The following is a 23021-nucleotide window of genomic DNA, read 5'->3' as shown; positions in this document are numbered from 1 at the left end:
ACCTTCTGCCCAGCGGGCCTACCATCACACCGTGAATCCGACACCTGGCATCGAACCGCTGCGCATGGGGGACTTCGCGCCGAGCCACGGGACGCGCCATCCGCACCATCCCCGGAGCTACCGGATCAGCGACCCGGCGGAGATCGCCGAGGTCCTGGCCGTGCGGCCGCCCGAACGGCACACCGATTTCGCCGGAGGCGGCGCCTTCGAGTGCATGTGCCACGAGGGGTGGGACCCGGGACCCGCCACCCCCGAGCTCCTGCGCCTGATCGACCCGGTGTCCCCCGAGGGGATACCCGCCCGCCACCGCGCCCGGTGGGTCGCGGCGGCGCCCGAGGCGTTGCGGGAGTACGCCGCGGCGCTGGCCGGGGGCGAGGAGGAGCCGGACCTGCCGCGCGGGGTGCCGCCGGCCGTGGTGTTCAGCTGGCTGGGCGCCGTACGGGAGGAGCCGCGCGACGCGGCGTGGCTGCTCGCCGAACGCGGGCCGTGGCTGCTGCTGGCCGGGGTGCCGACGGAGGACCTGGCCTGGGCGGTGCGGAAGACGGACCGGGCGGGGCTGGAGGGCGCCGTACGGTTCTTCGCGAGCGAGGACTTCACCACCCGCCACCCCAAGCGCCGCCGGGTCCCCGACACCGCCCGCGACCTGCTGCTGCGGCACGCGCGCGGCCACCGCCCCAAGGACCTCCCGGTCCTGGAGCGGCGGCTGCTGCGTGCTGCGGAGGACCGGGTCAGACGGTGCTGATCGCCGGGTCCGAGATGCCCGGGGCGCCCGTCTCCACGTGGCCGGCGAAGCGGCGCAGGAAGGTCGTGTCCGCGTCGGAGACCACCTTGACGTCGTACCAGCGGCCCGTCGCGCTCAGGTCCGCCGTGTAGGTGGCCGTACCGCCCGCCGCGACCCGCAGGGTCTGGGTGGCGCCGCCGTAGGAGTTGGTCACGGTGAGGTTGACCGCCGCCGAGCCCGAGTTGGTCAGGGTCAGCTTCAGGTTGCCGGCGGCGTCGTCGTGGCGGGCCGTGACCTCGGGGCCGGCCTTCTTCGCCGGGCCCTTCCAGGTGCGCAGGAAGCCGTTCGGGCCCCAGACCGTGAGGTTGATCTGGTTGCCGGTGGAGCTGCTCGTGGACCAGGTGTCGGAGAGGGTCTTGCCCGCCTCGACGGTGTACGGCCAGGGGCCGTCCGTGCGGTTGCCCGAGGTGCTGTGGAAGTGGGCGCCGAGCTTGGGACCCGAGGCGAAGGTCAGGGTGAACTTGCCGGTGGAGGTGGTGGCGCGGCCGTCCACGTACGGGCTGTAGCCCAGCGCGCGGGTCGGCTTGGAGCCCGCCTCCTGCTTGGGCAGGACGCCGGTGGCCGGCACCGGCGGGGTGTAGGACGGGTGGCGGTTCTTGTCCGGCGGGATGTAGCCGGCCGTCGACGGGAGGGCGGCCGGCGCGGCGTCCGCCCGGGTGAAGTCGAAGGCGGAGGTCAGGTCACCGCAGACGGCGCGGCGCCACGGCTGGATGTTGGGCTCCTGCACGCCGAAGCGCTTCTCCATGAAGCGGATCACCGAGGTGTGGTCGAAGGTCTCGGAGCAGACGTAGCCGCCCTTGCTCCACGGGGAGACCACGATCATCGGGACGCGCGGGCCCAGGCCGTACGGGCCGGCCGAGTAGCCGGAGACGCCCCCGGTGTACAGGTCGCCGGTGACGCTCGCCGTGGACAGGCCCCAGGCGGAGGACGCCGGCGGGTACGGCGGGACGACGTGGTCGAAGAAGCCGTCGTTCTCGTCGTAGGTGATGAACAGGGCCGTCTTCGCCCACACGGCGGGGTTCGCGGTCAGCGCGTCCAGCACCTGCGAGATGTACCAGGCGCCGAAGTTCGTCGGCCAGTTGGAGTGCTCGCTGAACGCCTCCGGGGCGGCGATCCAGGAGACCTGCGGGAGGGTGCCGTTCACCACGTCCGCGCGCAGCCGGTCGAAGTATCCGTCGCCCGCCTTGACGTTGGTGCCCGTACGGGCCTTCTCGTACAGGGCGCTGCCGGGCTGGGCGTTGCGGTAGGTGTTGAAGTACAGCAGCGAGTTGTCGCCGTAGTTGCCGCGGAAGGCGTCGTTGATCCAGCCCCACGAACCGGCGGCGTTCAGGCCGTCGCCGATGTCCTGGTAGACCTTCCAGGAGACTCCGGCCGACTCCAGGCGCTCCGGGTAGGTCTTCCAGCCGTAGCCGGCCTCCTGGTTGCCCATGACCGGGCCGCCGCCCACGCCGTCGTTGCCCGTGTAACCCGTCCACATGTAGTAGCGGTTGGGGTCCGTGGCGCCGATGAAGGAGCAGTGGTAGGCGTCGCAGACGGTGAACGCGTCGGCGAGCGCGTAGTGGAACGGGATGTCGTCCCGCTTCATGTACGACATCGTCGTGGCCGTCTTGGCCGGAACCCACTTGTCGTACTTGCCCTTGTTGTAGGCCTGCTGGCCGCCGGCCCAGTCGTGGTTCAGGCCCGTCAGGAACTGCATCCCGAGGTTCTCGACCTCCGGGTGGAAGGGCAGGATGTCCTTCGTCCCGTTGGACTGGTGGAAGACCGACTTGCCGTTGTCCTGGAGGACGGGACGCGGGTCACCGAAGCCCCGGACCCCCTTCATCGTGCCGAAGTAGTGGTCGAACGACCGGTTCTCCTGCATGAGGACGACGATGTGCTCGATGTCCTGGATCGTGCCCGTCGTGCCCTGCGCCGAGATGGCGGCCGCGCGCGCGATGCTCTCGTTCAGCATCGCGACGGCGGCGGTGCCACCGGCTATCTGCAGGAACCTGCGGCGATTGAATTCGGTCATGGAGTGACATCCTCTGCGGGTGGGGGGGTGTCTGGGGGCGCCCCAAGGACAGCGGCCCCGGGGTACCGGACGGAGATCACTTCGTGACGGCGCGCGGTACACCTGGAGAACGAAAGCTCTCCCGAACGACCCGCGGATCTGCTGGAATGACCTCCCACACACGGCACGGGGGGCGCAGAACGGATGGCCGGGACCGACTTCGGGCATGCCCTCGGGCCGTCCCGCGCGCTCTCCGGTCTGCCGCTCTCGCCGCTCGTGGGAGGGTACGGGGAACTGGTCTCCGCGCAACAGACCCTCGGCTTGCGCCACTTGGGCGAACTCCTGACCCCCGCGAGCGGCCGCTTACGCGTGCTCGACGGGGTCTTCCGCGTCGAGCGGCCCGGGCGGCGGGCCCATGTGAACGCCGCCGTGCTGCGGGCGCTGCGCGTGGACCGGCCCGAGGCGGCCTGGCTGCTGGACCGGCTGGCCGGCATCCAGGAGCACGACCCGGCCGCGCTGCGGCGGATCCTGCTCTACCAGCTCGTCCACCTGCTGCACGCCCACCCCGGGGGCCATCTGCCCGCCACCGCGGCCGGCTTGGGGGTGGACCCGGCGGAGACCGCCGCGCTGGTCCACGCCGCCGCGGCGCGGGCCCGGCTGGAGCCGGTGCAGCGGGAGGCCGCGGAGGGCCTGGAAGACGACTGGCTGGGCCGGCGGGTGCGGGCGGCCCAGCGGAAGGCCGCGCTGCTGCCGCCGGGCGGCGGGGACCGGGCGCTGGCGGCCCGGCTCGCCGGGCTGACCGCCCGGGCCGCGGCGGCCGACGCGGCGCTCGACGAGGCCCGCCGCCTGGAGGAGCGGGGCGCTCCGGACCGGGCGTCGGTCCCGTACGAGGAGGCCCTCCGGCTGGCGGGAGACTGCCCGCGCGCGGTGCGCGGGCTGGTCCGCACCCACCGGCCGGAGCCGGGCGATCCCGGCCCGCTGCACTCCGTACTCGTACCCGACGGGGTCGAACTGCGGTGGCCTCCGGGCGAGTTCGAGGGGCGGCGCTGGCGGGTGGTCCGGCTCACGCAGGGCGATCCGGCGGGCTTACCGCTCGCCGAGGTGGCGGCGCGGCCGAGCGGCGGCGTCCTGCTGGACCGGGACACCGGCATCGGGGTACGGGTCCGGCACGTCGCCCTGCCGCTCGGGGCCGACGGCGCGGTGGACGGGCCGCCGCTGATCGGCGCCCCGGTGGCCGTCGCCCCGGCGGTGACGCGGCTGGGCGTCGCCGACGGCAACGGCCGGCTCGAGGCCTCCTGGACCGCCCCGGCGGGCGCGGACGGTGCCGAGGTGACGCTGACCGGGCCGGGGGGCCGCCGCGCGGTGGACGCCACGGGGCCGGGCCTGTGCTTCGACGGCCTGGAGCCCGGCGCGTACGAGCTGACGGTCCGGGCCCGCTACACCCCGCCGGGGCGCTCCGGCCGCGCGCTCCTGTCAGCGCCCGTAACGGCCCCGGCCACCGTCCACTCCTGGCCGGCGCCCGTCCGCACCCTGACGGCGTCCCCGCGCGAGTCGGGCGGCCTGCGCTTCCGCGTGACGGGCGCGGACGGCGCCGAGGTGCGGCTGGTGGCATGGCCGACCGAGCCCCCGGCCCCGGGCACGGAACTGCGGACCGCCGACGTACCGCCGCCCCTGGCCTGGATCGACCCGGGCGAACCCGGCGGGCAGCCGCCCCACGGGACCCAGGTCACCGTGACGGCCGTGGCCTTGCTCGGGGAGCGGGCCGTGGCCGGCCCCGGGGTGCTGGTCGAGGCGCCGCTCCCCGTGACCGGGCTCGCCGTGCGGCGGACCTCGCCCGGACAGGTGCAGCTCACCTTCGACTGGCCCGGCAGCGCAGGCACCGTCACCGCCGCCGTCACCCAGGACGCCCGGGTCACCGAACACGCCGTGGCCCGCAGCGTGTTCCTGCGCGAAGGACTGCGGCTGCCGGTCACGTCCGGCGCCCTACGCGTCGAGGTCCACGCCGCGCCCCGCAGCGCCCGCTCCGTGCTCGCCGCCGCGGCCGACGACGCGTGCGCGGAGCTGCCCGCCGATGTGGCCATCGCCTACGAACTGCTGCCGGGCGCCCGGCGCGGCCTGCGCCGCGGGCCCGCCGTCCTGCGGGTGACCGTCCGGGCCACCGGGGCCGTCGAGGGGCTCCCCGGCTTCGTCCTGGTCGCCCGCGGCGACGGCGGCCGCAACCCCCAGCGCCCGCCCGGCCCCACGGGCGGCACCACCCTGTGCCGGCTGACCGGCGACGAACTCGCCTCCGCCGGCACCCTGGAACGCGAACTCGACCCCGCCACCGCACCCGGCCGCCCGTACGCCGTCCGCGGCTTCCTCCTCGGCGGCCGTGCCGCCTCCGTCCGGCTCGAAGAGCCCCCGATCCACTCCCTGGTGGTCCGCTGACATGACCTCCGTCGTCTGCCCCTACTGCTTCGACCGGTCCCCGGCCGCCAAGCTGCCCTACCGCTGCCAGATGTCCCCCACCGGGGTCCGTGGCGGCACGCCGTGTGCCGCCGAACTCGACACGGTGTGGGCCGAGTTCATCGGCCCGGCGGTGCCTCCCGGGCTCAAGATGCGCGGCCCCGTGTTCGCCGCCCCGCGCGGACTCGGCGGGCGGATCCCGCGCCAGCTGCCGCGCGCCGCAGGGGGATCGCGGGCGGACTGCCCGGACTGCGGGGTCTCCACCCCCGTGCGGGTGTGCCGGCGGTGCCACAGCGACTTCCCGAGCGACTACTGCGACCAGGACACCCGGATCATCGCCCTGCTCGGCCCGAAGGGCTCGGGCAAGAGCACGTACGTCTCCGTACTGGTCAACGAGTTGCGCGGCAGGGTGGGCCGGGCCTACGGAGCCTCGCTGACCCCGATGGGCGGCGAGACGCAGCGCCGGGACCGGGAGATGGCCGAGGACCTGTACGACCGGCTGCGGCTGCCGGGGGCCACCAGGCCGGCCGCGCTCGGCTTCAACGACCCGCTGCTGTACCGGCTGAGCCTGCCGCTGCGCCGCCGGCTGCGCGGGGACGGCAGCCGGCACACCGCGCTCGTGTTCTTCGACGCGGCGGGCGAGGACCTCGGCAGCGCCGAGGCCATGGACCGCTACACGACCTACCTGGCCGCCGCCGACGGGATCATCCTGCTCGTGGACCCCTTGCAGATGCGGGCGGTGCGCGACCGGCTGCCGGACGACTCCGAGCTGCCGCTGCCCGTCGTGGAGACCCCGCCGCAGCAGATCGCGGGCGACCTCGCGGCGCAGCTGCGGGCCCGCGGCCGGGGCTCCTCCCGGGGGCGGGTCACCACCCCGGTGGCGGTCGCCGTGACCAAGACGGACTCCCTCTCCCCGCTGGTGGACCCGCACTCGCCGCTGCTGCGCAACGCCGACCATTCAGCCGGGGCGGTGGACGAGGAGGACCGGCTCGCGGTGCACGAGGAGATGCGGTCGCTGCTGGACGGCTGGGACTCGGGCGCCCTGCTGCGGCAGCTGGAGCGGGACTTCGCGCAGCTGTCGCTGTTCGGGCTCTCCGCGCTCGGCTCGCCGCCGCCCGCGCACGCGCCGGCCGACGCCCCGAAGTCGGGTCCGCAGCCGCTGCGCGTGGAGGATCCGCTGCTGTGGCTGCTGGGCCTCGGCGGGCTGCTGCCGCAGGCCTCGGGCACCGGGCGCGCGGGCGGTCGTAGCGGGACGGAGGGGGAGGCGTGAACCTCGCGCAACTGCACTACACCTCGGCGCCGCCCGGCCCCGACGGCTCCGGGTTCCGGTTCACGGCCGTCACCCCCGGGGTTCCGGCCGGTCTGCTGCGCGAGGCGGAGCAGCTGATCGGCTACGAGCCGCCCCGGGAGGCGCCGTCGCGCCCGGACCCGGAACAGCTCGCCGGCTTCCCGCAGGCGTTGAGCCTGAGCGTGCTGGCCGACGGGAGCCGGCTGCTGGCCCGCTCGGTGTACACGGGCGCCGACTACAGCGGCCGCTGGGGCAACTTCCACGCCCACGCGGTGCACCTGCCGCAGCCGGCCGGTGCCGGGCCAGCCGTCGGGGCGCTGCCGATCACCTCCTGGGGCTCCCCCCAGTGGGCCGCCGCCACCCCGCCGGACGGGGCGCCCCCGCTGGCGGCGGTTCCCGTGCCGGGCCCGCACGACGCGGCCGGGCTGGCCGAGTTCGTGGCCGCCCGGGGGCCGTGGCTCGCGGGGTTCTTCGCCGATGTGCGCCGGCTCGGGGAGGACCCGGCCGCCCCGCAGGTCGTGCTCGTGGAGGCGGGCAGCGAGGCCGTGGCCCGCTGGATCATGCTGGCGTGCAGCGTGCTGCCGCACCAGCGGGGCCAGTGGCTCACCTTCACCACCTACACCCGGCGCCCCCAGCTGGCCCGGCAGCAGATCATCGGCGTGGTCCCCGAGGACGGCCCGGGCCTCGCCGGGCAGGAGCACCGCTACCGGGTGTACGACGTCACGCGCGCGGCCGCCCCCGGTCCCGGGGCCCCCGACGCCTGGGCCGACACCGCCGCCCGGATCTGGCAGGCGCGGCGGCAGGAGCTGTTCGCGGAGGTCCGGCGGCTCGGCGCCGACCCGTACGACGCGGGCCCGCTGGCCGCGCTCGCCCTGGCCGCGGACGTCCCGCTGGCCGCCCCCGGCCGGATCGCCGCCGCGGACTGGGCGGCCCGGCACCGGGACGCCCTGGACGGGGCGCGGCTGCACGCGCTGGCCCTGGCGCTGGGCCGCCCCGGGCAGTCCCGTGGGGACACGGACACGGACGCGGCCGAGGTCGCCGCGTGCGGGCGGCTGCTGGCGGCCCTGGACGGCTGGGCCCCGCAAGCCGTGTGCGAGCCGCTGGCCGAGCTGACCCTCGCCGAGGCGGTGCGCGCCGCCGCCGTGCCCGCGGCGCTGCCCTCGGCCGGGGTGCTGGGCGGGCCCGCCCGGGCCCGCCTCGCGGCGGAGCTGGAGCCGCGGCTGCGGGCGGGGCTCGGTGCCGTGGAGACCGGACCGGGCGACCGGGCGGGGCTGTTGCGGGTCGCCTCGGTGCTGGGGGCTGACACGGCGGACCTGCTGCCCGGAGTGGCCCGGCAGCTGGCGCAGGCGCTGCTCGCCGATCCGGAGCGGGCGTACGGCGAGGGGGTGCGGGCCGCCCTCGCGGAGCTGCCGGCGCTGCGGGCCCTCGTACTGAACCGGCTGGACTCCCTCGCGGCGGGTGATCCGGCCGCGGCACGGCAGCTGTTCGCCCGGACCGGGCTGCGGCCGGCGGCCGCCGACGCGCTCCCGCACCTGCGGATGTGCGCCTCGGCGGCGGGATCGGCCGGTGCGGCCGGGGCGGCCGGTGCGGACCGGGTGGCGGCGCTGCACGCGCTGCTCGCCGAGGCCGGGGTGTCGCTGTACGCGGAGCCGCTGGTGCTGCGGACCGCGATGCGGCTGGTGTGGGACGGGGCGGCGCCCGCCGCGGCCGAGGCCGCGCTGGTGCTCGGGGCGACGGGGGCGAAGGTCCACCGGGAGGCCGGGACCTGGGAGTTGCTCGCGCGCGCGGCGGCCCTGGCCCCGGCCGGGGACCTGGAGGCGGCGGAGCTGGCGCCGGAGATCCTCACCCGCTTCCAGGAGGAACTGCCCGCCGCGCTGCGGCCCTCGCTGCTGATCCTGGAGCTGGCCCGGAACCTGCGGGCGGGCACGGCGGGCCCGGGCTGGGTCCGGCAGGCGCTGGACCTGGGGTCGGCTGACCCGGAGCCGGGGGCGCGGGCACAGGCCTACGCGGCGCTGTCCGCGCGGCTGCTGCTGGCCGAGGACCGGCCGGAGAACGAGCTGCGGGCGCTGGTCGAGAGCGACGACGCGGAGCTGCTGGCGGCGTACCGGCTGGCCGCGCGGGAGGCCGAGGTGACGGCCCGGCTGCGGCTGGAGCCGGGGTTCGTCGCGGACTGCTTCACGGTGTGGTCCTCGCAGCCGCAGGCCGGCCCGGTCTGGCAGGAGGCCCGCGCCGACCTGCTCGACGGGGTGCTGCGGCCGGTCGTGCGGGGGCTGTCGCCGGACGGGCTCGCGTCGGTGGAGGAGGCCCTTGCCCGGCTGGGCGGCCGCCGGGCGGAGGACTTCCGCGCCTGGCAGCGCCCGAGCGCGATGGGGCGCCTGCGGGACCGGTTCAAGCGCCGGTCCGCCGGGCGCGGCACCGAGGCCGGCTCCGCCGGGGCGGGCGGCCCCTCGCGTACGGGCGCCACCGACAGCCCGGGGGGCTCCGGCGGGGACGCCACCGGTTCCCGCCGACCCGGCGGCGCGCACTCCACCGGCGCCCCCGGCCGACCGGTCGAAGGACCCGGCACCCGCGGCGGAGGACCCGGTGCCCCCGGACAGGGACCCGAGGGCCCCGCACACCGGGGAGGCGATGGGTGAACCCCGAGAGCGTCGTCCGGGTCGTCGTGTACGGGACCGGGGCCGTCGCCGTCGGCGTGTGCCTCTTCCACGGGCTGTGGCGGTTCCTGGGGCTGGCCCTGGTGGCCGCCTGGCGGGCCTTCGGGCCGCGGACGGCCGGGGCCGCCGATCAGCGGGTCGTCCCGTTCATGGGCGGCGAGCCGGCCAGGCGGGCGTACTGGGCCTCCCAGATGTGGCAGGACTCCGGGTACGCCGTGCTGTTCGCCTCCCGCACCGTCCGGTACCTGCTGGTCCGGCACTGGCTCGGCCGGGTGGTGCGGGAGCGGCTGCTGCGGGGCCGCGGCGGCCGGACCGGCGCCCGCTCCGACAACGGCCTCGCCCGGCTGCTGTGCCGCGTGCTCGCACCCGGTACGGCCCTGGCCGCCCTGCTGTCGGCGCTGCTCGCCTCGGCGCTGCTGCTGTGCGCGGCGGTGGTCTTCGCCGCGCAGCTCGTCCTGGTGGCCCTCGCGGCCCTTGCGGCCGTCGCCGCCGGGCGGGGCGCGGAGCGGCTGTGGAAGCTGTCCCGGGGCGTGCGCATGAAGTGCCCCTACCCGCGCTGCTACCTGCCGTTCGCGCTGGCCGTGCACGTGTGCCCGGGCTGCGGTGCGGCCCACCGCGAACTGCGGCCCGGCCGCTTCGGTGCCTGGCGGCACGTGTGCCGCTGCGGCCGGTGGCTGCCGACCACCGCGCTGACCGGGCGGCGGCGGCTCACCGCCCACTGCCCGCACTGCGACCGGACGCTGCCCCCGGCCGTCGGCACGACGCGGGTGGTGCACCTGCCGCTGGTCGGCGGCACCTCCGCGGGCAAGACGATGCTGATGGCCGCCGTGCTGGACGGGCTGCGGTCCCTGTCGCACCAGTCCTCGCTGACCGTCGAGTTCGCCTCCCCGGAGGACCTGCGCGAGGCCAACGCGCTGGGTGCGCAGCTGAAGGACTCGGGGTGGACGCTGAAGACCCAGGGCGGCCAGCCGCGCGCGCTGATGCTGCTGGTCGGCCGGGGCCGCCGGCGCCGGCTGCTCTACCTGTACGACCCGATGGGCGAGTCCCTGCGCGACGCGGGCAACACCCGTCTGCAGGGCTACCTCGCGCACGCCGACGGGGTCCTGTTCGTCGCCGACGTGCTCGCCTCGCCCGTCGTACGCCGCTCGCTGCGGGCGGGCGATCCCGAGCTGGCTGCGGCCGCGCGGCCCGCCGACCTCGGGCCCGTGGAGACGTACGCGGTGTTCGCCGGGGAGCTGCAAGGGCTCAGCGGCCGCCGTCGACGCCTCGCGGTGGCCACGGTGGTGACCAAGCGGGACACCCTCGATCGGATGACCTCCCTGCCGCGGCCCGCGGAACCGGTCGACGACTGGCTGAGCGGCATCGGCCTCGACGACCTGGTGCGCAGCCTCGGCCACGATTTCGCGGCGGCCCGGTACTGGGCGGTGAGCGCCCGCGCCGCGACCGGGGCGGGCGCCCTGGACTCGGAGCAGCTGCGGGCGGCGGAGCCGGTGCTGTGGCTGCTGGCGCGGACCGGGCTGCCCGTCGGCCGGTTCGTGCCGGAGAGGAGCAAGACCCCATGATGCCGGGCATCTCATGATCACGCCGCAGATCGCGCGCGGCCGCCGGCTGATGCTGGCGCTGTTCGTGGTGGCGGTCGTGGTGACGGCGGCCGCCGTGGTGGCGGCGCTGGTGCGGTTCGTGCCGCAATGGACCGGGAGTTGAAGGAGACATGCGGTGAGTGACATCCCAGGCGGGCCGATGGCGAACAGGCCCGTCCACTTCATCTGGCTGCTCGACTGCTCGTACTCGATGCAGGGCGAGAAGATCGGCCAGCTCAACTACGCGATCAGAGAGGCCGTTCCGGCCATGCGCTCGGTCGCGCAGGACAATCCGGCGGCCCAACTGCTGCTGCGTACGATGACGTTCTCCACGACGGCCCGCTGGCACCACCAGGACCCGGTGCCCGTGGAGCAGTTCACCTGGCAGGACGTGCAGGTGGACGGCATGACGAACCTGGGCGACGCGCTCCACCTCGTCTCGCGCGAGCTGGACACGCCGCCGATGCCGCAGCGGGCCCTGAAGCCGGTGCTGGCGCTGGTCTCCGACGGGGTGCCGACGGACGACTGGAAGGCGGGTCTGCGGGCCGTCGACGCGACGCCGTGGGGGCGCAAGGCGGTCCGGGTGGCCATCGCGATCGGCGCGGACGCGGACCGTACGGTGCTCCAGGAGTTCCTGGGCAACCCCGAGCTCCAGCCGCTGGACGCGAACAGCCCCAAGCAGCTGGCCGCGGCGATCCGCTGGGCCTCGACGGCAGCCGTCAAGGCCGCTTCCCAGCCGATGGCGGGGAACGGGGACACGATCGTCAAGCAGCCCCCGTACGCTCCGCCCGTGCTCGACGACGACGATGACGACGTGTGGTGAGCGGGCCCTTGCCGACCGACGGATCCGCAACGAGGCCCTGGGAATCGCTGCACGGCAGCGTCCAGGGCGTCAACAAGACGCGCAACCAGGACCACTTCGAGGTGGAGGGGCTGGGCACGGCCTGCGCCCCGCTGATCATGGCGGTGGCCGACGGCCACGGCTCGGCGGTGCACGCCCGCAGCCATGTGGGTTCCTGGCTCGCCGTGAGCCTCTTCGTCCAGGAGGCCCGGCGGTTCGCCTCGCTCGCCCACCCCCGGGGCGAGGGGCGTCCGCCGAGCCTGGCCTGGCTGATGCGGTACGCCGAGTACGCCTTCCCGCGCCAGCTGGTCAGCACCTGGCGGGAGAAGGTGCTGGGGAACTGGGAGCGCAGCAGCGAGCCCGGCGACCCGCAGGTCCGCGACGACGAGAAGCTGCTGCTGTACGGGAGCACGTTCGTCGGCGCCGTGCTGACGCCCCGGGTCTTCGCGGCCTGGCAGCTCGGCGACGGGGAGCTGACGGTGGTGGGCGAGGGCGGGCGGGTGAGCGTACCGCTCGCGCCGAAGGAGGCCGATCTCGGTGACGAGACGGAGTCGCTGTGCACCCCGAAGGCGTGGCTGCGGGTGCGGACCCACTGGGCGCCGGTGACCGCGCCGTCGCGTGCGCCCAGTCTGGTCGCGCTGTCCACGGACGGGCTGTCCAAGAGCTTCGCCTCCGACGAGGGGTTCCGGCAGTTCATGGCCGGGCTGGACGAGCGGCTGGCGGCGGAGGGGACGGAGTGCGTGCGGGCGGCCCTGCCGGAGTGGCTGGCCAAGGCCTCGCAGCACTCGGGGGACGACACCACGCTGGTGGCGGCGTGGCACACGGGGGACGAACCGGCGGAAGCGGAAGGGCCGGCGGCCCCGGTGGACATGGAAGACCTGAGAGACCCGTACAGGAGCGAAGAATGAGCGGCATGCTCGACAGCGGCACCCGGCTGACGGCCGACAGCGGTACGAGCGTGGAGGTGTGCGACATGCTCGGCGCCGGCGGCCAGGGGGAGGTGTACCGGGTCCGGACCCCGGCCGGGGAGCGGGCGCTGAAGTGGTACTACCCGACGTGCGCGACACCGGAGCAGGAGGACATCGTCCGCCAGCTGGTGGACCGGGACTTCGACGACGACCGCTTCCTGTGGCCGCGGGACTTCGTGGCGGACGCGCGCGGCGGTTTCGGCTATCTGATGGACATCCGGCCGGACCGGTTCAAGGGCCTTCCCGCCCTGTTTCGCCGCCAGTTGCGGACGACCCCCCGGGCCCTGCTCGCCGCCTGCCTCTACACCGTCGAGGCGTACCAGGCGCTGCACTCGCGCGGGATCGCCTACCGGGACATCTCCTGGGGCAACATCTTCTTCGACCCGGCCACCGGGGAGGTGCTGGTCTGCGACAACGACAACGCGGTGGTGGAGGGCGACAGCACGGGCATCTCGGGGACCATGGAGTTCATGGCGCCCGAGCTGGTGCGCGGGGATCCGGGGGTCTCCCCCGGCACCCAGAGCGATCTGCATTCGCTGTCGGTGCTGCTGTTCATGCTGCTGATGAACCACCACCCGCTGAAGGGCAGGCTGGAGTTGGCGATCCGCTGCCTGGACGAGGCGGCCGAGCGCAAGCTGTACGGGAAGCAGCCGCTGTTCGTCTTCGACCCGGTGGACCGCTCCAACGCGCCCGATCCCGGCGAGCACGCGACGGTGCTGGCCACGTGGGCGGTGGCGCCGCCTTCCCTGCGCGACCTGTTCGTCAAGAACTTCACGACGGGGCTGCACGATCCGGCGGCCCGGGTGCGCGAATCGCAGTGGCGCGACACCCTGCGTGCGGTGCTCGACGCGGTGGTGGACTGCGCCCACTGCGGCAAGCAGAACATGACCGAGCCGCTGTCCGCCGTCCCGGGCACCTGCTGGGCCTGCGGCAGCACCCTGGTGCTGCCGCCCCGGCTGGTGCTGACCACTCCCCCGCCGCGCACCGAGCACCACATCCTGCTGCACCGCAGCTCGCGGGTGCAGGCGCACCACCTGGCCGCGGAGCCGGCCCGGCACGACTACGGCGACGCCACGCTGGTGGCGCAGCTGACGGAGCATCCGCAGCGGCCGGGCAAGTTCGGGCTCGCCAACCGGTCCGGGACGCCCTGGACGGGCACCCGGGCGGACGGCACCACGCAGGAGATCGCCCCGGGGCAGACGGTGCCGCTGCGTTCGGGGCTGGAGCTGGACTTCGGCGGGGCGCGGGCCGTCGTACGGCCGAAGTGAGCCGCGAGGGCCGGGCGGCGGCTCACCCCATGTACTCAGTCGGCCCGTGCGGGAGCGTGCGGCGAACTGAGCATGCGTACTCAGGCCCGGGCGCGGGCGAGTTGTCATCGTGGGGGCATGTTCATACAGCAGTCCGGTTCGCCGTCGCGTGCCGGGATCACCGCCGTGGCCTGTCTGTTGCCCGAGGAGGCGCTGTCCTCGGACGACCTCCAGCGGGAGGTGGCGCTGCGGGCGGGCCTGACCCTGCCGCCGAGGCTGCTCACGCAGGCCACCGGGATCGTCTCGCGCCGAGTCGCGGGCGAGGGCGTGTACGCCTCCACGCTCGCCGTGGGCGCGGCCCGCCGGGCGCTGGCCTCGGCCGGGCTCGGTCCGCTCGACGTGGACCTGCTGGTCTTCGCCTCCGCCTCCCGGGACCTGGTCGAACCGGCCACCGCGCACATCGTGCAGGCGGAGCTGGGTTCGCGGGCGCACGCCGTCGACGTCACCAACGCGTGCAACAGCTTCGTCAACGGGATCGACCTCGCCCGGTCGATGGTGCTGGCCGGACGGGCCCGGCGGGCCCTGGTGGTGACCGGGGAGACCCCGAGCCGGGCGGTGCGCAAGGATCCCGGATCCCTGGCCGAGTTCCGTGACGCCTTCGCCGGTTACACCTTCGGCGACGCGGGGGCGGCCGTGGTCGTGGAGGCCGTGGAGCGGGGCGGGATCCTCGACGTGGACTGCGAGACCCACTCGGAGCACTGGGAGGTCGGGGGCATCCCGGGCGGCGGGTCGCGGCACCCGCGCGGGGACGAGTACACCTACTTCCGCGGCGACGGGCACGAACTGCGGGGCGTGTTCGAGAAGGTGGGCACGGCCGTCATCGACCGGACCCTGCACCGGACCGGGATGGACTGGGACGGCTTCGCCAAGGTGCTCGTGCACCAGGTGACCGTGCCGTACCTGGAGCGGTTCGCGGAGCTGACGGGGGTGCCGGCCGGGAAGCTGGTGGTGACCGTGCCGGAGCTCGGCAACGTCGCGAGCGCGAGCATCGGCGTCCAGCTGGACCGGGTCTTCGCCGAACTGGCGCCTGGGGAAAGGGTGTTGTTCGTCGGGCTGGGCGGCGGCATCAGCATCATGACGATGGTCTGGGAGAAGTCGTGAACGGGCCGATGTGGGTGGTGGTGCCCGCGCACGAGGAGGAGGCCCGACTCGCGGACACCCTGCGGGCGCTGGCCGCCCAGCGCGACCGCGACTTCACCCTGCTGGTCGTCGACAACGCCTCGGCGGACGGGACCGGCGCCATCGCCCGGGAGTTCGCGGCCGGCGCGCCCTTCCCGGTGGAGGTGATCGAGGAGCCGGAGAAGGGCGTCGGCTCCGCCGTGGACACCGGGTTCCGGCACGCGATCGGGCGGGGCGCGACCCTGCTCGCCCGGACGGACGCCGACTGCCTGCCCCGGCCCGGCTGGACCGGCGCCGCGCGCGCCGCGCTCACGGACCGCCCGGGGCTGGTCTGCGGGCGGATCACGGCCCGGCGCGACGAGCACGGGCCGCTCGGCCGGGCCGGTTTCGGGGTGCTCGTCCGCCTCGCGGCGCTCTTCGGGCGGCTGCGGCCGGAGCACTCCCGCCGCCGGGGCTTCCGGGCGCCCTACCGGATGCACGCCGGGAACAACATGGCGATCACCGCCGAGCTGTACCTGGCGGTCGGCGGCATGCCCCGGCGGCCCTCGCCCACCGACCGGCTCTTCCTCAACGCCGTACGCCGCCACACCGACCGGATCTCGCACTGCCGGGCGATGGTCGTGGAGAACTCGACGCGCCGCCTGCGGGCCTACGGGATCGCGGGCACCGCCCGCTGGTACCTCGACCAGGGCAGCGGCCGCCACGGAACGGACCCCCGCTGATGCTCGACCGACTCGACCACGCGCTGCGCACCCGCCCCGAGCGGCCCGCCGTGCTCACCGCCGGCCGTACGGGCGCGCCGAGGGTGCGCGCCACCCGCGGTGAACTCGCCGAGCTGTCCGACGCGTTCGCCGCCGCCCTGCACGCCCGCGGCCTGCGCGCCGGGGACACCGTCGGCGTGGCGGTGCGGCCCGGACCCCGGGCGCTGGCCGTGCTGCTCGCGCTGTGGCGGCTCGGGCTGCGCGGCGCCGTCCTCGACCCCGGCGCGGGGCCCGACGTGCTGCGGGCCCGCCTCGCGCTGGCCCGGCCCTCGCTGGTGCTCGCCGACGCGGCCGCGCAGGCGGTGGCGGGCTGGGCGGCGCCGCTGGCCCGCCGGGCGGGGCTGGCACTGCCGGAGCTGGCCGCGCTGGGGCCGGTGGCCACGGTGGGGCCCCGGCTGCCGGGGTGCGCGCCCGCTCTGGAGGCGGGGGCGCCGCGGGCGGGCGTGCCCGTGCGCGGGGACGCCGACGGGGACGCCGACGCGGTGATCGTGTTCACCTCCGGAACCACCTCCGCGCCGCGGGCGGTGGTGCACACCCGGGCGAGCCTGGCCGCGGGGATGGCCGCGGTCTCCTCCCTCTTCGAGGCGGGCCCCGAGGTGCCGGTGCTGGGCGGCACGTTCTTCGTCCTCGTACCCGCCCTCACGGGCGGCGCGCCCGTCGCGCTCCCGGCCCGCGATCCCCGGGTGCTGGCCCGGCAGCTGGACCGGCTGCGCCCCCAGCACACCTATCTGACCCCGCCCCAGCTGAGGGACGCGCTGGACGCGGGCGCCCGCTTCCACGGCCGGGTGTGGACGGGCTCGGCCCCGGCGGGCGCCGGGCTGCTGGAGCGCGTGCGCGGGGCCGGCGCGGCCCAGGCCTGGGGGGTGTACGCGCTGACCGAGCTGTTCCCGGCGGCGGCGGTCGAGGCGCGGGAGAAGTCCGCCTTCGAGGGGCCGGGCGACCTGGTCGGCGCGCCGCTGCCCGGAGTGCGCGCCGAGACCGACGCGGACGGCCAGCTGCTGCTCGGCGGGGCCGCGGCCCGGCACCGCTACCTCGGGGAGGAGCCCGACGCGTGGGTGCGTACGGGCGACCGGGCGCGGCTGGACGGCGCGGGGCGGATCGTCCTCGAAGGGAGGAGCAAGGACATGGTGCTGCGCCGGGCCGAGAACATCTACCCGGGCCTGTACGAACCCGCCCTGCACGTGCCGGGGGTGGAGCTGGCCCTGCTCGTCGGGATCCCGGCGGGCGACGGCGACGAACGCCTGGTGGCGGTGGTCCAGCCGCGTCGCGGCGCCCCCGAGTCCGCCGTGCGCGCGGCCCTCGCGGAGCCGGTGCGGCGGATGGGCGCCGCCCGCCCGGACGCGCTCCTCTTCGACCGGATCCCGCTGTCGGGCCGCTCGCGCAAACCGGACCGGGCCGCCGCGTCCGTGCTGGCGGCCCGGCGGCTGGGGGTGGACGCCCGATGAGCGCCGGCCGCCCGTCCCAGGCGTCGGCCCGGCGCCGCGACCGCCGGGTGTACACGCGCAGCCACCCGTTCCTCTTCGCCCTGCTCGCCGCCACGCGCGGGCGGCCCGTGCGCCGGCTCGGCCGGACCCTCCTCGTGCACGACGCGGCCGCCTACCGGGAGGCGCTGACCCGCCTGCCGCTCGACCGTACGGCGGCCGGGACCACGGGCGGCGCCGCGCGGGCCGCGGGCGCCGGCAGTGTGCTGTTCGACCAGGAAGGCGGGGCGCACCGGGCCGGGCGGCGCGGGCTCGCGGCAGGTCTCGGCGCGGCCGGGGTGGAGGAACTGCGCGCGGTGTGGCGGCCGTTGCTCGTACGCCGCCTCGCGCCGCTGGCCCGGGGCGGCGAGGTGGACCTCGTCGAGCTGGCGCGGGAGCTGTCCGGGTCGGTGGTGTGCGCCCTGCTGGGCTCGCAGGCCGATCCCCGGACCGTGGCGGAGGCCGCCGCGGCAGCGGCCGCCGCCTCCGTACGCAGCCACCTCCCGGGCCCGCCCAGGCCCGGCGCGAAGTCGGCCGCGGTCCGCACGGCGGAGCACCTGAGCATGCTGCTGGGCGCCGCCCCTGCTCCGGGCCCCGACCCCCGCCCCGGGGATGCGGCGTTGCGCGCCATGCTGGCCGTGGCCGCCGTGAACACCACCGTCGCCGCGCTGCCCCGGGCCGTGGCCTGGTGTGCCGACGCGGGGTTGTGGGGGGACGCCGCCGATGCCCGGCTGCGGCCGGTGCTCGCCGACGAGTTGCTTCGGGTCACCGCGGCCTCCCCGGTGCTGCCTCGGGTGGCCGCGGCGGGCGGGACCGTCGGCGGCTGCCCGGTGCGGGGCGGCGACCGGCTGCTGCTGGTGGCCCGGCACGCCGCCGAGGCGGACCGGCGCGACCCGGACGCACACCGGCCGGCCGGGCCGGGTACCGACCGGCTGGTGTTCGGGGCCGGGCCGCACGCCTGCCCCGGCGCACGGCTGGCGCGCGCCCAGCTGGCCGACGTACTCGAGGAACTGGCCCCGTACCGGCCCGTGGTGACGCGGGCCCGGGTGGACCGGCGGGCCGCGCTGCCCGGCTGGCGCTCGCTGACGGTGAGGGCGGGCGCGTGAGCATCCGTATCGCGGTGACCGGCGCGAGCGGCTTCTGCGGCGGGCACGTGGCCCGGGCGGCCGCCGCGAGCGGGGCGGAGGTGGTGTGCGTGGGCCGCCGGCCGGGGCCGCTGGGGGAACACCGGTTCTGGGACGCCGCCCTGGGCGACCCGGACCTGACGGGCACGGACGTGGTCGTGCACTGCGCGGCGGCGGTCGGGGATCCGGCCCCCGGCTCCCGGGCCGAGGCGGCGATGTACGCGGTCAACGTGGACGGCACGGAGCGGCTGCTGCGGGCGGCGGGCGGGCGGCCCGTGGTGTGGGTGAGCAGCGCCAGCGTCTACGACCCGCGCACGGACCGGACCCTGGTCCGCGAGGACCATCCGCGCGCCGGCCACCTCAACGCCTACGGCCGCACCAAGGCGGCGGGCGAGGCCCTCGCCCTGGCTGCGGGCGCGGTGGTGCTGCGGCCGCGCGCCGTCTACGGCCCCGGGGACACCCAGCTGCTGCCCCGGCTGTTGTCCCGGGTCCGGGCCGGGACCCTGCTGCTGCCGGGCCCGGACGTCCGGCTCAGCCTCACGGCGGTGGAGAACCTCGCCGACGCCTGCCTGGCCGCGGCGGCGGCCGGCTGGCCCCCGGGCGCGTACAACGTGGCGGACGCACTCCCGTACGAGCGCGACGAGGCCGTACGGGAGGTACTGCGGGCCCACGGGGTGCGGGCCCGGATCCGGCACCTGGCGCTGCCCTTGGCCCGTACGGCGGCCCGGATCGCGGAGTCGCTGCCGGTCGCCGAACCTCCGCTGAGCCGCTACGCGGTGGACCAGCTCGCGCACCCGGTGGTGCTGGACCTGGCCCGGGCCCGGGCACAGGGCTGGACCCCGCGCCGGACCCTCGCCGACTACACGGCCGGGCTCAGCCGCTGACGGCCGCCGGGACCTGCGCCTTGACGATGAGCAGGTCGAGGAGCGCGAGCAGGGACGCGCGGACGTCCGTACGGGACCGTGCGTCGAGCATGAGGACGGGCGTGCGCGGATCGCGCAGGTGCAGGGCCGCCGCGATCTCCTCGGCGGTGTAGGGCTGTTCGCCGTGGAAGCAGTTCGCGCCGACCACGAACGGCAGTCCGCGGCTCTCGAAGAAGTCGACGGCCGGGAAGCTGCGGTCGAGGCGGCGCGTGTCGACCAGCACGATCGCGCCGAGCGCCCCGGCCAGCAGGTCGTCCCACATGAACCAGAAGCGCTCCTGGCCCGGTGTGCCGAACAGGTAGAGGACGACTCCGGCGTCGGTGAGGGTGATCCGGCCGAAGTCCATCGCCACGGTGGTGACCGTCTTGGACTCGATGCCGTCGAGGTCGTCGACGCCGACACCCGCTGCCGTCAGCCGTTCCTCCGTGCGCAGCGGCTCGATCTCGGAGATCGTCTCCACCAGGGTGGTCTTTCCGACTCCGAACCCGCCGGCGATGAGGATCTTGACCGGCGCCGACTCCCGGGGGGCGGGCGTGTCGTATCCGGGCGTGTCATATCCGGGCAAGGCTGTCCCTGATTTTCATGAGCAGGTGGACGTCGGTGGTCTCGGCTGCCGCCAGCGGCGACCGGTGGTGGATCAGCCCGCGGTCGGCGAGTTCGCCGAGGAGCAGCGTCATCGGGGTGAGGCGGATGTGCATCCGCGCCGCTATCTCGGCGACCGCCCGGCCGCCCGGTGCCGCGCACATGGCGAGGATCTCCTGCCATTCCGTGGGCAGACCGGCACGGGCGTCGTCCGCCACCGCCGCCGTGATGGTGGTGTCCATGGTGAGGACGGTGTGGGGAAGGGCCGTACGTCCGTCGGTCAGGGCGTACAGCCGCGTCCGGCGGCGGCTCGCTGGCTGGGGCTCGTCCTGCGGCATTACGCGGTCGGCAGCTGGCCGCGCTCGGGGGTGCCCAGCCACTCGCCGAGCGCCTGGGCGGTCCGGACGGCCTCGCCGCCGAGCTCCCCGAGGCGCGCCTTGCGGGAGGTCACGACGATGAGCGTGCTGCCCTCGCCGCACCCGACGATGCACAGGTACCTGTCGTCCATCTCGACGAGCTGGCGGATGACGCGCCCGCCGTCGACCTCCCGGGAGATCGCCTTCATCGTGGCCGCGATGCCGGAGGCGGCGGCAGCCATGCGGTCGGCTTGGTCCTCGTCCAGCAGGTACGCGCTGAGCTTGATGCCGTCGTTGGACAGGAGCACCGCTCCCTGGACGCCGGCGATCCTGCTCAGGTTGTTGTCCAGGACGCTGTAGATCACGTCGTTCGGTGAAGTAGTAGTCATGGCCGATCCCGTCGGAGTTCTTCTTCCACTGTCTGGGTCCCGTGTTCGTAGTCAGCCCACGCGTCCGCCACCTCCTCGGGTGTCGCGGTGTCCTGCCGGACGGATGTTTCCGGGGCTCGGGGCGCGCGCAGCTGCTGGGCAATGTGCGTCTGCGGGACGCGCTCGGGCAGGACCGGCCGGGCCGCGGGACCGGGCGCGGGCGCCTGCTCGGGCGCGGGCGGCTGCTCGGGCGCGGGCGGCGTCGCCGGCTCGGCCGCGGACGCGGGCACGCGCGCGGGCAGCTTCGTACGGCGGCTCGGCAGCCCGGCGGCCGTGAGCGGAAGCGGGAGCGGCTCGGGCACGGCCGTGGGCACGGGCTCGGGCGCGGGCACGGGCTCGGGCATGGGCACGGCCGCGGGCACGGGCGCGGCCGCGGGGACGGCCTTCGGCCTCGGCTCGCGCGGTACTTCCGCTCCGGTCGCCACCAGCAGCTCCCCGGGGAGGATCACCACGGCGGAGGTCCCCCCGTACACCGAGCGGCGCAGGGTGACGGCCGCCCCGAGCTGGTCGGCGAGGTGACCGACCACGAAGAGCCCGAGCCGGTGCGCGTTCTGCGCCAGGACGGAGTACGGCGGGGCCTGGTGCAGGCGCCCGTTCATCTCCTCGTACCGCTCTGCGGACACCCGCGGGCCGCGGTCCTCGATCTCGACCGACAGCCCGTCCGCGACCATTTCGGCGCGGATGACCACCTTGGAGCGCGGCGGGGAGAACCGGGTGGCGTTGTCCAGCAGCTCCGCGAGCAGGTGGCTGATCTGGCTGATCGCGTGCGGTTCCACGCTGGTCTCGTCCAGGGCCTGCCGCTCGATGCGCCGGAAGTCCTCGACCTCCGCGGCCGCTTCGCGCAGCAGGTCGGCGATGCGCATGGGCTCGGTGTGCGGGTCGGGGACCTCGCCGCCGGCCAGGATGAGGAGGTTCTCGATCTGCCGCCGCATGCCGACCGTCAGCTGGTCGGCCCGCATCAACTGGGCGAGCAGCGCCTCGTCGTGGCCGAAGGTGTCCTGGAGGTCCTCGGTGAGGCTCAGCTGGCGGCTGACCAGGTTTCCGGTGCGCGAGGCGATGCCGGTGGCGAACAGTCCGAACCCGTGGCGCTCGTCCGCGAGCTGCCGGTGCCCGTCGACGGATACGGCGACGACCCGCGCGAAGGCGTCGCTGATGCGTCCGACCTCGTCGCCGTCCCCGCGTACCGCCGGCAGGATACCGGCGTCGACGGACTGACCGCGCTGGAGCCGGGCGACGACGTCGGGGAGGGTCTGCTCGGCCACGGTCACCGTGCGTTCGTGCAGGTCGTGCAGTCGGCGCAGCACCGAGCGGGTGGTGAACACGACGAGGACCACGACGGCCAGCAGCCCGGCGCCGCTTCCGCCGATCAGCCAGGCGACCTCGGTCTCCAGCTCCGCGGCCTTGGCCTCGCTGCGCGTGAGCACCTTGCGCGCCCGGTCGATGTTGAGCGTGGCCATCTGTGTGGAGAAGTTCGAGTGCGCGGACCGCCAGCCGCCGACCTCGGCGGGCAGCTTGATGCCGGAGGGGACGTCGGTGTGCTTCGAGATGACCGCGTTCTCGATGCGGACCTTGGCCTGCCAGTCGGGGGAGGCGACGATCCGCTCGTAGAACCGCCGGTCGCCCTCGGGCAGGTACGGCACGATCCACGTCTCGTAGAGGTACCGGTGGGCTCCCACGGCGCTGATGAACTGGTCGAAGCCGGCGGCACTCAGCTCCCTGGACGGCCCGGACAGGGCCATCAGGGTGTCCTCGCGCGCCACCATCTCGGTGGCGGACAGCATGGACACCACGGGCCGGCTCTCCTGGACGAGTTCGGCGTCGTCCGCGTGGCTGAACTCGCGCTGGTAGGCCTGGATGACCGCGCCGATCACCCCGGTGTAGTAGCCGAGCGTGCTGTCCGCGCCCCCGGTGTGGGCGTCCGCGCGCTGGCGGAACGCGGCCAGGCCGTCGAGCCTCCGGTTCACTTCCTCGAAGGAGGAGTTCGTACCGGTCGCCAGCCGGCGGAAATCGGCCGCGGCCCGGTCGGTGGCCTCGCGCCGGTTCCCCAGCTCCTCCTCGGCCCCGGCGGTGCCGGCCCACATGGCGGCCGTCACCGTCCGCTCGGCCTGCATGTCGACCATGAGCGTGTACAGCGGTGCGCCGATCCGCTCGGCGGCCGCGACGTCCTCGCGCAGGTGCCGGGACTGCTCCAGCAACCGTTCAGCGGTCACCGCCACTTGGGCGCCCATCGCCACGGTGGGGACCACCGCCAGCCAGATGAGCAGGGTGCGCAGACGCACCCGGCGCCGCCGTCGGGCCGTCGACTGCCCTCGTACGCCTTCGGGTTCTATGGGAGACATCAGACCTCGGGAACGGGGCGGCGGAGGCAGCCTGGCGGCCGGACCGGGCGCCACCAGTCCGGCTGCGGCGGGACG

Annotated in this window: 19 protein-coding genes; 14 read left to right on the top strand and 5 right to left on the bottom strand. The window is 75.6% G+C overall.

Annotated elements, in window-relative coordinates:
- Positions 1-31 precede the first annotated feature (31 nt).
- Entirely contained in the window at positions 32-742 is a 711-nt protein-coding gene (locus AB0O21_RS10500; RefSeq protein WP_365168773.1) for a hypothetical protein, read from the top strand.
- On the opposite strand, the gene AB0O21_RS10495 is transcribed toward AB0O21_RS10500, so the two are convergent.
- Positions 729-2792: a phosphocholine-specific phospholipase C gene (locus AB0O21_RS10495; protein ID WP_365168771.1), complete on the bottom strand. Its 2064-nt coding sequence runs from the start codon at positions 2790-2792 to the stop codon at positions 729-731. The two genes, AB0O21_RS10500 and AB0O21_RS10495, sit on opposite strands and share 14 nt — an antisense overlap.
- 183 nt (positions 2793-2975) lie before the next feature.
- On the opposite strand from AB0O21_RS10495, the gene AB0O21_RS10490 reads away from it, so the two are divergent.
- The 13 genes from AB0O21_RS10490 (at position 2976) to AB0O21_RS10430 (ending at position 19202) form a co-directional block, all read left to right on the top strand.
- Positions 2976-5198 (top strand): hypothetical protein, encoded by a 2223-nt coding sequence (locus AB0O21_RS10490; protein WP_365168768.1) that lies wholly within the window; start codon positions 2976-2978, stop codon positions 5196-5198.
- A gap of 1 nt (position 5199) precedes the next feature.
- A complete protein-coding gene (locus AB0O21_RS10485; RefSeq protein WP_365168766.1) occupies positions 5200-6486 on the top strand; it encodes a hypothetical protein in 1287 nt (428 codons plus the stop codon).
- Complete coding sequence (locus tag AB0O21_RS10480) at positions 6483-9140, top strand: GTPase-associated protein 1-related protein (RefSeq protein WP_365168763.1); 2658 nt, start codon at positions 6483-6485, stop codon at positions 9138-9140. Before AB0O21_RS10485 ends, AB0O21_RS10480 begins: the two co-directional genes overlap by 4 nt.
- Positions 9137-10720 carry a hypothetical protein gene (locus tag AB0O21_RS10475; RefSeq protein ID WP_365168761.1) on the top strand — a complete coding sequence of 528 codons (1584 nt, stop codon included), beginning with the start codon at positions 9137-9139 and terminating at the stop codon, positions 10718-10720. Before AB0O21_RS10480 ends, AB0O21_RS10475 begins: the two co-directional genes overlap by 4 nt.
- A gap of 13 nt (positions 10721-10733) precedes the next feature.
- Positions 10734-10862: a hypothetical protein gene (locus AB0O21_RS10470; RefSeq protein ID WP_365168758.1), complete on the top strand. Its 129-nt coding sequence runs from the start codon at positions 10734-10736 to the stop codon at positions 10860-10862.
- Positions 10863-10898: 36 nt separating this feature from the next.
- The gene (locus AB0O21_RS10465; protein ID WP_365168873.1) at positions 10899-11561 is read left to right on the top strand and encodes a tellurium resistance protein; all 663 of its coding nucleotides are present in this window, start codon (positions 10899-10901) and stop codon (positions 11559-11561) included.
- Positions 11562-11569: 8 nt separating this feature from the next.
- A complete protein-coding gene (locus AB0O21_RS10460; protein ID WP_365168755.1) occupies positions 11570-12487 on the top strand; it encodes a protein phosphatase 2C domain-containing protein in 918 nt (305 codons plus the stop codon).
- Positions 12484-13815, top strand: coding sequence for a protein kinase (locus tag AB0O21_RS10455; RefSeq protein WP_365168752.1), 1332 nt, complete (start codon positions 12484-12486; stop codon positions 13813-13815). The genes AB0O21_RS10460 and AB0O21_RS10455 overlap by 4 nt, the downstream gene beginning before the upstream one ends.
- A 117-nt stretch (positions 13816-13932) precedes the next feature.
- Positions 13933-14955, top strand: a complete 1023-nt coding sequence (locus AB0O21_RS10450) for a ketoacyl-ACP synthase III (RefSeq protein WP_365168749.1) — start codon at positions 13933-13935, stop codon at positions 14953-14955.
- Positions 14952-15695, top strand: coding sequence for a glycosyltransferase family 2 protein (locus AB0O21_RS10445; RefSeq protein ID WP_365168747.1), 744 nt, complete (start codon positions 14952-14954; stop codon positions 15693-15695). Before AB0O21_RS10450 ends, AB0O21_RS10445 begins: the two co-directional genes overlap by 4 nt.
- Complete coding sequence (locus tag AB0O21_RS10440; RefSeq protein WP_365168744.1) at positions 15695-17179, top strand: class I adenylate-forming enzyme family protein; 1485 nt, start codon at positions 15695-15697, stop codon at positions 17177-17179. Before AB0O21_RS10445 ends, AB0O21_RS10440 begins: the two co-directional genes overlap by 1 nt.
- Complete coding sequence (locus AB0O21_RS10435) at positions 17176-18300, top strand: cytochrome P450 (protein ID WP_365168742.1); 1125 nt, start codon at positions 17176-17178, stop codon at positions 18298-18300. Before AB0O21_RS10440 ends, AB0O21_RS10435 begins: the two co-directional genes overlap by 4 nt.
- Positions 18297-19202: an NAD(P)-dependent oxidoreductase gene (locus tag AB0O21_RS10430; RefSeq protein WP_365168740.1), complete on the top strand. Its 906-nt coding sequence runs from the start codon at positions 18297-18299 to the stop codon at positions 19200-19202. Before AB0O21_RS10435 ends, AB0O21_RS10430 begins: the two co-directional genes overlap by 4 nt.
- On the opposite strand, the gene AB0O21_RS10425 is transcribed toward AB0O21_RS10430, so the two are convergent.
- Genes AB0O21_RS10425 through AB0O21_RS10410 form a run of 4 tightly spaced genes read right to left on the bottom strand, consistent with a single transcriptional unit; the run spans position 19192 to position 22886 of the window.
- Positions 19192-19806, bottom strand: coding sequence for an ATP/GTP-binding protein (locus AB0O21_RS10425; protein ID WP_365168737.1), 615 nt, complete (start codon positions 19804-19806; stop codon positions 19192-19194). The genes AB0O21_RS10430 and AB0O21_RS10425 overlap by 11 nt on opposite strands.
- On the bottom strand, positions 19793-20161 hold the full coding sequence (locus AB0O21_RS10420; RefSeq protein WP_365168735.1) for a DUF742 domain-containing protein: 369 nt from the start codon (positions 20159-20161) through the stop codon (positions 19793-19795). Before AB0O21_RS10420 ends, AB0O21_RS10425 begins: the two co-directional genes overlap by 14 nt.
- On the bottom strand, positions 20161-20568 hold the full coding sequence (locus AB0O21_RS10415) for a roadblock/LC7 domain-containing protein (RefSeq protein ID WP_365168733.1): 408 nt from the start codon (positions 20566-20568) through the stop codon (positions 20161-20163). Before AB0O21_RS10415 ends, AB0O21_RS10420 begins: the two co-directional genes overlap by 1 nt.
- Positions 20565-22886: a nitrate- and nitrite sensing domain-containing protein gene (locus AB0O21_RS10410; protein WP_365168730.1), complete on the bottom strand. Its 2322-nt coding sequence runs from the start codon at positions 22884-22886 to the stop codon at positions 20565-20567. Before AB0O21_RS10410 ends, AB0O21_RS10415 begins: the two co-directional genes overlap by 4 nt.
- Positions 22887-23021 lie beyond the last annotated feature (135 nt).

Source organism: Streptomyces sp. NPDC091371, assembly GCF_040684275.1.
Lineage (GTDB): Bacteria > Actinomycetota > Actinomycetes > Streptomycetales > Streptomycetaceae > Streptomyces.
The sequence above is the reverse complement of the archived record's forward strand: the minus strand, read 5'-3'. Positions and strand labels throughout refer to the sequence as shown.